Origin of the sequence: Mesotoga sp. (genome assembly GCF_035363035.1) — a bacterium.
Classification (GTDB): domain Bacteria; phylum Thermotogota; class Thermotogae; order Petrotogales; family Kosmotogaceae; genus Mesotoga.
The window spans coordinates 1-9,797 of the sequence record NZ_DAOSEH010000083.1 but is presented as its reverse complement, the minus strand read 5'-3'; the positions used below and the strand labels follow the sequence as shown (position 1 = coordinate 9,797).

The 9,797-nt window shown below is 49.6% G+C and carries 9 protein-coding genes; 8 read left to right on the top strand and 1 reads right to left on the bottom strand.

What is annotated here, in order from left to right; all coding sequences use genetic code 11:
* The 8 genes from PKX57_RS10085 to PKX57_RS10050 form a co-directional block, all read left to right on the top strand.
* Nucleotides 1-469 (top strand): class I fructose-bisphosphate aldolase (locus tag PKX57_RS10085; protein WP_472417113.1); only part of this gene is annotated, 469 nt, incomplete at its 5' end.
* A gap of 10 nt (nucleotides 470-479) precedes the next feature.
* On the top strand, nucleotides 480-1,436 hold the full coding sequence (locus PKX57_RS10080) for a sugar-binding transcriptional regulator (RefSeq protein ID WP_472417111.1): 957 nt from the start codon (nucleotides 480-482) through the stop codon (nucleotides 1,434-1,436).
* Nucleotides 1,433-2,416 (top strand): zinc-dependent alcohol dehydrogenase, encoded by a 984-nt coding sequence (locus tag PKX57_RS10075; protein ID WP_472417109.1) that lies wholly within the window; start codon nucleotides 1,433-1,435, stop codon nucleotides 2,414-2,416. The genes PKX57_RS10080 and PKX57_RS10075 overlap by 4 nt, the downstream gene beginning before the upstream one ends.
* Nucleotides 2,409-3,203, top strand: a complete 795-nt coding sequence (gene lsrF / locus PKX57_RS10070; RefSeq protein WP_197712718.1) for a 3-hydroxy-5-phosphonooxypentane-2,4-dione thiolase — start codon at nucleotides 2,409-2,411, stop codon at nucleotides 3,201-3,203. The genes PKX57_RS10075 and lsrF overlap by 8 nt, the downstream gene beginning before the upstream one ends.
* A 2-nt stretch (nucleotides 3,204-3,205) precedes the next feature.
* Nucleotides 3,206-4,720 (top strand): sugar ABC transporter ATP-binding protein, encoded by a 1,515-nt coding sequence (locus PKX57_RS10065; protein ID WP_472412242.1) that lies wholly within the window; start codon nucleotides 3,206-3,208, stop codon nucleotides 4,718-4,720.
* A complete protein-coding gene (locus PKX57_RS10060; protein WP_472412241.1) occupies nucleotides 4,713-5,654 on the top strand; it encodes an ABC transporter permease in 942 nt (313 codons plus the stop codon). The genes PKX57_RS10065 and PKX57_RS10060 overlap by 8 nt, the downstream gene beginning before the upstream one ends.
* Nucleotides 5,655-5,680: 26 nt before the next feature.
* Complete coding sequence (locus tag PKX57_RS10055; RefSeq protein WP_472412239.1) at nucleotides 5,681-6,610, top strand: sugar ABC transporter substrate-binding protein; 930 nt, start codon at nucleotides 5,681-5,683, stop codon at nucleotides 6,608-6,610.
* Between the two features lie 138 nt (nucleotides 6,611-6,748).
* Nucleotides 6,749-8,260, top strand: coding sequence for a xylulokinase (locus PKX57_RS10050; protein WP_472417106.1), 1,512 nt, complete (start codon nucleotides 6,749-6,751; stop codon nucleotides 8,258-8,260).
* A gap of 385 nt (nucleotides 8,261-8,645) precedes the next feature.
* On the opposite strand, the gene PKX57_RS10045 is transcribed toward PKX57_RS10050, so the two are convergent.
* The gene (locus PKX57_RS10045; protein ID WP_472417104.1) at nucleotides 8,646-9,737 is read right to left on the bottom strand and encodes an RNA-guided endonuclease InsQ/TnpB family protein; all 1,092 of its coding nucleotides are present in this window, start codon (nucleotides 9,735-9,737) and stop codon (nucleotides 8,646-8,648) included.
* Between the last annotated feature and the right edge of the window lie 60 nt (nucleotides 9,738-9,797).

The window sequence follows — 9,797 nt, the reverse complement described above, 5'->3', positions numbered from 1 at the left end:
CAACACGAAATACTTTCTCGATCCGGAACAGGCACTGAGGCTTGGAGCCGACGCAGTGATAGTTATGGGAATCGTCGGTCAGGAGAGAGACTCCGATGCCCTCCACGCTCTTTCGAAAGCCGTCTGGGACTACCAGAGGTACGGGATACCAGTCATAGCCGAGATGCTGCCTTACAGGAAGGAAGACTACTCCTCTCCAGAAGTTATAGCGAATATTTCGCGGATAGGGGCCGAGCTCGGAGCGAACGTTATAAAGACCATGATGACCGCAAATTACGGCGAGGTCGTTCGATCATGTCCCGTTCCCGTGATCATAGCCGGGGGCGAGAAGAACCGGGATTTCTTCGTTTCTCTCGAAGACGCGGCAAAAGCTGGTGCTAAAGGCGCGGCGATAGGTCGAAACCTCTTTCAAAAAAAGGACAGAACCGGCTTCTTGAAGAAAGTCAGAGAGGTATTCGCTTCGAGGTAAGATGATGAAGATGGATGAAGTCAGTCTAGCTTACAGGGCCGCAGAGATGTATTACATCAACGAGATGAACCAGGAGCAGATAGCCGCCGAGCTGGGACTTTCGAGGTCGAAAGTCTCCAGATTGCTCACCAGCGCCCGCAGACTGGGAATGGTGAAGATCGAGCTCGTCGGGCCGGAATCTTTCGATCTCTCCTCTCTCGAGAGAGAAATAGTAGAGAAATACGCCATAAGGGAAGCCCATGTCGTGGCCTCTATAAAGGGGACCGACAAGGAGATAAAGCAGAGGATAGCTCTCTCCTTCCAGAAAAACCTTACGAAGCTGCTCGAAGGCAAGCGTTATATCGGGCTGGGTTGGGGTACGACCGTTTATGAGGCCGTAATGAGCCTACCGGATAATCTCGCCAGATTTCCCGAGATGAAGATAATACCGCTCCTCGGAGGTCTCGGACAGTCGGAAAAGACTTATCAGATCAACAACATCGTCGAGAAAATGGCCGGTTCTCTGGGAGCGACCCCTATTTTTCTGGCCGCTCCCGCGATTTTCAACAATCAGGAGCAGTTGAAAATCATGAAGCAGGTACAGTCTGTCCAGACGGCCATCGCCGAGTGGTCGAACCTCGAAGCGGTCATATTTGGTCTGGGGGCTCCGGCCGGAATGTCGGCCGTTCTAGACTCAAACCTTCCCGGCGATATGATACTCGAACTGGTCAGAAAGCACGCCGTCGGCGATATTGTCTCTCGTTTCATGGGCAAGAGCGGTGAAATAGTCTGCCAGAACATCGAAGAGGTCCTTCTGGGAATCCCCTTCAACGATATGCTAAAAGTTCCCGAGAGGATCTGTTTGAGCGGCGGGGAGCACAAAGTAGACGGAATACGGGCAGCCCTTTCAAGAGGTTACATAACCACTCTCTTCACGGATATAAGGACAGCCCAGATGCTAGTTACGCAGCAGGAGGTGCGTGGATGAAGGCAGTGATGTACGAAGGAATCGGAAAGATCTCAATCAGAGATGTAGAGAAGCCAAAAATCGGAGAAGATGGAATTCTTGTCAAGATACTCTACTCCTTCATTTGCTCTACAGATATAAAGACCTATAAGCAGGGACACCCGATGATCAAGCCTCCGACCATACTTGGTCACGAATGTTCTGGAAGGATAGTCGAAACCGGTCGGAACGTTACGGAGTTCGAAGTCGGTGATTATGTGGCCGTAGCACCCTTCGTGAATTGCGGGGAATGCGAGCAGTGTATCAACGGTTACCCCGAGGGATGTAGAAACAGAGACTTTCCCAGTAACGGAGCCATAACCGAGTTTCTTTCGATCGATGCCGGTTACGCCAGGAAGGGAGTTGCAAAGGTTGCGAAAGACAAGGCTAAAGAGGCCGCCCTTGCGGAACCCATGGCCTGTGCATTGACTTCCTGCAGACATATGGAGCTGCAGCCTGGCAATTCGGCACTGGTCGTCGGGGCCGGGATAATGGGTATGCTGAACGCTATGACCTTGCGAGACGTTTACGGTCAGACTGTGGTAATCACCGATAAAAGGCAAGAGAGGCTAGGACTGGCCGAAGAACTGGGGTTCGCCATTTCCAGCGGAGATACGGGCAAGTACAACTCGATAGTACTCACCGCGCCCGTTCCAGAATTGATCGATGAATATCTGCCAAAAGTGAAGTTATTCGGAAACATGGTACTCTTCGGCGGCTATTCGAAAGGGACGAAAGCTCTCTTCGATCCCAATATAATTCACTACAACGGTGTGAAATTGACCGGTACCACGGGCTTTGCCTCTAAGGATTTCATGGCCGCCATCACACTTATCAACAGCGGCAAGCTCGATTTGAGACCTTTCACAAAAAGAATCTATGAATTCTCCGATTTCGAAGAGGCCTTCAAAGACGCCGTAGAGGGCAGATCTATTAAAGTCGGAATAAAGGTTGGTGAGTGAGTTGTTCGGTAAGGCAAACAGACTCTCAAGGATATTCAACAGATCCGGAAAAACTATAATGCTGGCTCTCGATCACGGTATGGCTCTCGGTCCCATGCAGGGTCTGGAAAGACCGGCCGAGATGCTGGATAAGCTCACGTCGTTCACCGATTCCATAATGCTCAACAAAGGGATACTGCGAAACTGCTACACACCGAACGGGCACGTCGGAATCGTACTTCGAGTGAGCGGAGCGGCGACCATCGCCGGAGAAGATTTGACTAACGAAAGCATAACAACAACGGTTATCGAAGCGTTGAGACTGTCTGCGGATGCCGTCGCCACCTCGATTTACGTCGGCACTCCAAACGAACACTCTACTATACGCGACCTGGCCCAGCTTTGTGATGAATGTGAAACCTACGGTCTCCCGGTGTTGGCCGTAACTGCGATCGGTAAGGACCGGGAGCGCAAAACCGATCCCAGATATCTTTCGCTGGCTGTGAGAGTTGCCGTGGAGATGGGCGCCGATATCGTCAAAACGTATTACTGCGACGAGAAATTCGAGAAGGTCGTCGAGGCAGCTGCCGGCATACCCATAGTCATCGCCGGCGGTCCGAAAATGGATTCGGTGCTGGATGTCCTGAAGATCGCCGAAAACGCCACCAGGGCAGGAGCACGCGGGGTCGATATGGGCAGAAACGTCTGGCAGCACGAAAGACCGGTCGAGATGCTATTGGCCTTGAAGGATATAGTCAACGATGGCGTGTCCGCCGAAGAGGCTTACTCGAAACACTTCGGGAGATAATCATGAAGGTTGTTGAAATGATCTCGGTCAGGAAGGAGTTTCCCGGGGTCGTTGCTCTCGACAATATCAACTTCTCTCTGGAAGAAGGAGAGATTCATGGACTTGTCGGTGAAAACGGAGCCGGAAAATCCACGCTCATAAACATACTCGCCGGAGTCTTTCAACAGACTTCGGGAGAACTCAGACTGTTCGGCAAGCCTGTAAAATTGAGCAGTCCTTCCGATGCCCTTCACAGGGGCATAGGGGTAGTCTATCAGGACACCGTTCTGGATCCGTTTTTCACTGCCGAGGAAAACATCTGGCTGGGTAGGGAACCTTCCCGGCTTTCTGTGCTGAAAGGTAGGGAGATCAGATCCGATACGAAGAGACTGTGTGATAAGTACGGAATCGTAGTGCCGCTAGGTATTCCGGTCGGAACTCTAAGTGTTGCAAAGCAGAAGATGGTCGAGATCCTCAGGGCGCTGAGCATGAATTCAAAGGTACTGGTTTTAGACGAGCCGACTGCCTCGATAACCCAAAGCGATACGGACAACCTTTTCGAGATACTTAAAAATCTGAAAAAGTCCGGCATAAGCATCATTTTCGTCTCCCACCATCTGGACGAAGTTTTCAACCTCTGCGATAGAATCTCCGTCCTCAGAAACGGCTGCTACGAAGGCACCTTCGCTTCTTCGGAACTATCGACGCGCGACCTCATAAAGCTCATGACCAACAGGGATCTGGTTGATCAATACCCCAAGCGGGCTTCAGAAATCGGTGAGGAAATTCTCAAGGTTTCGAATCTGAACGTGGCGAGATTCGGGTTGAAGGATATCTCCTTCGAGGTGAAGAGGGGAGAGATAGTGGGCTTCTTCGGAATGGTCGGCTCTGGAAGGACGGAGCTCATGAAATCGATCTTTGGCGCCCACGAAATCGATAGCGGCGAAATAACGATAAACAACGAAAAAATCAGGATAAAAGGCCCATCGAAAGCCATGAGGGCCGGTGTCTATCTCTGCCCGGAGGACAGAAGGAGGGAGGGGGTTGTCCAGGATATGTCGGTTATAGACAACCTGACCTCCCCATTCCTTGGAACGTTGACCAGGTTAGGTGTGATCAACTCTAGAGAGTCCAGAGCCAGGGCCGGCAAAGTATCGAGCGAACTGAAAATAAAGGCTCCATCGCTGAAGACGATCATCTCCCACCTGAGCGGTGGCAACCAACAGAAGGTGGTTCTGGGGAAATGGCTTCTGGGGCCGGAATCCAGGGTATTCATATTCGATGAACCAACCCAGGGAATAGATGTCGGAGCCAAGAGCGAGTTTTACAGGATAATGCAAGAAATTGCGAAAAAGGGTTGCGGGGTGTTGTTCGTTTCCTCGGATATCAGAGAATTGCTGGGCATAGCCGACAGGATCTATGTCATGCGCCTGGGAAGGATCACGGCGGAATTCAAAAGAGGGGAGTACGACCAACACTCGATTCTCGAAAATGCGCTCAGCGATAGTCTCGCCGCAAGGAGTGAAAAAGATGAATAAGATAGGGCTGCTCTTTCAGAAGTACGGCACTATTCTGGCCTTGATCGGCATAGTAGTGTTTTTCTCGATCATGACCGAAACGTTTCTCACTTCCAGAAATCTCATAAATATCCTCTCCCATATTTCCATGCTGACGATAATAGCGACCGGGATGACCGTCTGTATGATACCGGGTGATTTTGACATGTCTATCGCATCGGTGGCGAGCCTTTCGGGAGTTATAGTGACTTCTCTGATTTTGAAAGGCCTGGGCGTATTTGGCTCCATACTCATAACGGTGGGCATGGGCGCGCTCTTTGGCGTGATCGCAGGAATTCTGATCACCAGATTGAAGATCTCCGCCTTCATCGCAACCCTCGCCCTCGGTACGATCGCGACCGGTATCAACTTCATGTTCACCAGAGGTCAGGAGGTTTACGGCATCTTCCCCGATTCCTTCCTCGCGATCGCGCAGAAAAGAGTTCTGGGAATCCCCGTCCAGGTCTTCATAATGGCAGTAGTCATTGTCGTCTTCACCTTCGCGATGGAAAAGACGAAGATGGGAAAGTGGATGTACTCAATAGGGGGCAGTGTGAAAGCCTCCTTCCTGTCGGGCATCAACGTCAGGCTTCTCCGCGTGGTCGGAATGATAATCTCCGGCGCCCTCGCGGCCTTCACCGGCTGTATTCTAGCCTCCAGGTTGGGATCTGGACAGCCGACCGCGGGTGACGCTTATCTCATGGATGCGATAGCCGCCTCCTTTCTGGGCATGACCACGATCAAGGTGGGCAGGCCGAACGTGCCGGGAACTTTTGTGGGAGCTTTGATCATCGGAGTTATAAACAACGGTCTAGTGATAATGGGAGTGTCGTATTTCTTTCAGTATATCGCCAAAGGAGCGATCATAATTCTGGCTGTCTCGATGACTTCATTCAGAAGTTCTGAGAGCTTCTAAGGCAAACAACGGGAGGTGTGGTAACTATGAAAAAGGTAGTTCTTGTTCTTGCGATTATGTTACTCGTTTCTCTGGCCTTCGGTATCGAGATCGGCTTCGTCGCGGCCAACCTTTCTGCGGTAACTCAGGCAACTATCGCCCAAAATCTCGAAGCCATTTCAAAGACCAACGGTTGGACCATTTACGTCTCGAACTCCGCAGGCTCCTGGGAGATGATGAACAATCTGGTGGAAAACTACGTGTCGAAGAAAGTAGATCTCATAGTGGTCGCCATGGGACAGGCGAGCTCGCTGACTTCCTCGCTCACCGCGGCGAAAGAGGCTGGCATTCCCGTGATCGGTATCGACTCAGAGTACAGTGACCTGCTGACTGCCGATATTCTCACCAACAACTGGGAGATGGGCGCAAAGATTGCCACATACCTGGTCGACAGACTGAACCACAAGGGAAACATCATTGTATTCAAATTCGATCAATTCTATGGAACCCGCTTCAGAGGAAAGGCGCTGGACGTGGTACTGACGGAAGAGCCGAACATCAAAGTGCTCGAAGTCCATCACCTGCCGCCGGCGGGATTCGTCGAAGACGCACAGAAAACCATGGAATCGTATCTGCTCAAGTACGGCGACAAGATCGACGCTGTCTGGTGTGCCTGGGACGACCCGGCTTATGCGGTATCTCTGGCGATCAAGGCGGCCGGCTATACTCAAGAAGATATGTTCGTGGTCGGAATTGACGGCAACGAAAGAAACATAAAAATGATAGCCGCCAACAACACGGCCGTCGTAGCCACGATCCTGCAGCCCTTCGGAGATTCAGCCACCAAAGCTGCCGAACTCATACAGAAGATAGTCGTCGAGGGGAACAGCCCCGAAGAAGTCATCGGGGCCGTAAGGGTAATATACATGGACGCACCTCTTATCACCTCGGCGAACGCTCAGGATTATCTGAAATAACGAGCTAAAAGAAGTACTAACGCGCTTTCGGGGGCCTTTTGCAGCCATATGCTTTGTCGGTATTCGAAGGGTAGATACGATTCGAGGATTAACTAAATGCAAAGGCTCCCCCGTTTTTCTTTATTGCCCGTGATTGATGTGTACGATCTAGAGAGGGAGGATTTATCGGCCGTGAAAGAAAGAGAGCTTTTCGCAGGATACGATATCGGTACGACTTCGAGTAAGATATCTATCATAGACCTAGAAGGCCGTATTGTCGCAAGCGCAAAGGTCACTCATTCACAGAGTTTTTCCGATGACGGCTATCCAGAGCAGGACGCCCGGGTGTGGTGGCAGGACTTTTTGAAATTGACCGCGATGGCGGGCAAAGAGATTTCCCTCTCGAGCATAAAAGCGATAGGGCTCAGTTCCATGTGTCCGAATGTACTACCCGTATCGGACGATGGAATACCCCTGCGAAAGTCTTTCATGTACGGCATCGATCAGAGGGCCATTAAAGAGATCGAATCACTCAACGACTTAATGAGAGAGTTTGGAGACAATCCACTTTACACAGAGTATTCAAGCCAGTCTATCCTTCCAAAGATCCTCTGGATGAGAAAAAACGAACCACAGATATTCGAAAAGACAACCCGGGTTTTGACCGCGAACGGTTACATAGCCTTCAGATTGACCGGCCAATTTGCCTCGGATATGTTCTCCCTTTCGGCGGGCAACCTCATAAACCTCAACACCCTGGAAATTTTCAAAGATCCCTTCGATCACGTAGACCTTTCGACAGACATTATTCCCGATATAAAATGGGCAACGGATCTTACCGGTACGGTAACGAGATTGGCCTGCGAAGAAACGGGTCTTGGTTATGGGACCCCTGTCTTCACGGGAACGGGAGACGCCTGCTCCGACACCATAACTAACGCCTGCCTCGAGCCAGGAAACGTCTCCATCTCGCTCGGAGGGACCTCGATTTACATCCAGTGTCTCGACAGACCTGTAAGATCACCCGCCCTATTCGTGGAAACCGGTACCGTCCCGGGATCATTCACCGTCGGTGGCGCTACCAGCTGCGGCGGCCTCCTCACTGACTGGGTGACCGACAGACTGTTCGGCCTTGACAGGTACGAGAAAGAGAGTCTGTTGTCGGGCTTTGGAGCGGAAGAATACGAACCTTCAAACATGATCCTGCTCCCGTTTTTTGGAGGAGCGCGCACCCCTTTCAACAACCCCAGAGCCAGAGGAATTCTCTTCGGGCTGTCCATGGAAACAGGCAGAAAAGAGATCTTGAGTGCGGTTTTCGAAGCCATTGCCCTGGACATAAGCATGATAGATGACGAAATAAAGAGAACGGCGCTCGAACCGAACCAGATCTGCGTTTCAGGCGGCGGTGCAAGGAGCGAAGTTCTACTACAGCTGATCGCCACCTTGCTCGACCACGAACTACTGGTCTCGCCCCGCCAGTACGACTCGGCGACAGGCGCCGCCCTGATCGCTCTATCCGCCACGAGCGGCAAGGCTCTCGAAAAAGTCGTTGAAGATATAAAGAAAAAGTACGACCGGGTGGAACCCCGGGCCGAATACAGTTCTTACATGAAAGAGAGAAAAAATACCTTTAAAGAACTCTATACAGCGAACATCGGCCTTTTCAACTGAAAGAATTATTCATCTTAGAAAAATGCATTATTATTTGACCCCTTTCAAGGCCATTTTTTTCTGGATAAAGGCAAAAAGAGCTCAGAAGCTATTTCTCATCTTTCTATAGGCTCTGCCAAGTATAAGATAATAGATTACTGACAGGCCCGTAAAAACATATACACCCGCGACAAGGCTCCACAATATTGGGCTTTGGATTAGCATGTCGTATCGTGTTACAACGCAGTATGTTGTTTGACACTCCCCATGCCTGAAGGCAGGGGATTCTTGGGTGATTAAACCGAAGACCGTTTCTGGCATCGGAGTATGACCCCAAGTTAAGGGCTGTGTCAGCAGCCCGTCCCTAGGCAGAGCATATTAGCTCCTAGGGCTGGCAGACTATCGCTTATACTACACCATCTGCCACAGTTGCGGAAATAATATTCATCGCTCCCACTCTATCCCTGTGGGCTTTGAATCCACAACCACACACGTATTTTCTATCCTTGGCCTTGTTGTGTTTACCACATTTTGGACATTTCTGGCTTGTATATTCGGGATTAACGTATTCTACTTTAATTCCTACCAGAGTCGCCTTGTATTCTATGTACTTTGTCAGTCGATAGAAACTCCAAGGATGCAAATTTTTCTCATTTTTACGGCTTGTTTTTGCCGTGTTGCGAATATTCGTCAAGCGTTCCATATGAATAACTGCAACTTGATTTTCTTTAGCGAAATTAACAATTTGGCGGCTGATTTTGTGGTCTTGGTCTTTCATCCATCTCTGTTCCTTGTCGTGGCGCTTTTTTATAGCTTTGAGCTTCTTGAGTTTGCCGAGTTTTCGCCGTACTGAACGATGTTTGCGCTTGATAAATTTGCATTGTCTGCCATTACCAATGAATTTGGTTTTACCTCCTTCCAAAACGGCTACAGCAGGATTTTTAAGACCTAAATCTACACCCATGATTTTATTACTGGTCTCAGGCTGTTCTTCATCCATTTCTACGGCTATTTGGGCTATGTATTTACCTGATTTTTGCGTTATACGAAGACTACCGCGTTTGCCGTTTAACTGTTCCCGTTGGTAGTCGGTCAGCACTGCTTTAACTTCAATACGTTTAGACTTATCGGCAATTAAAACAGGAAACGACAGGATGTTTTCTTTTAGAGAATAGTTCTGGTTGTTCCAGATTGCGACAGGTTTTTTAAGAATTGGCACTCTGACTTCTCTTTGGTCTTCTGGTTCTAATCTGGCATTGGCACAAACATTCTTTTTATACTTTTTGAAAACACTTCTAGCGTCTTTTATCGCTTGGTTTTTTACTGCACTGGGAAGCTCCGCAATAACGGTTTTACTAGTATATTTAAGGGGTGCATCAGCTTTTACGAAATCTGCTACTATGTTATTGACCAAGCGGATGTATTCTCTAGTTGTTGCTCGAAGAAGAGTAACCTGTTCTCTGGTTAGCTCTAATTTAATCTTGACGATGATTTGCACTTTTTCACCTCCTTTGCGAGGTTTTTTGGCTTTCGATGTACTGTTTAATTACGGAAAGCG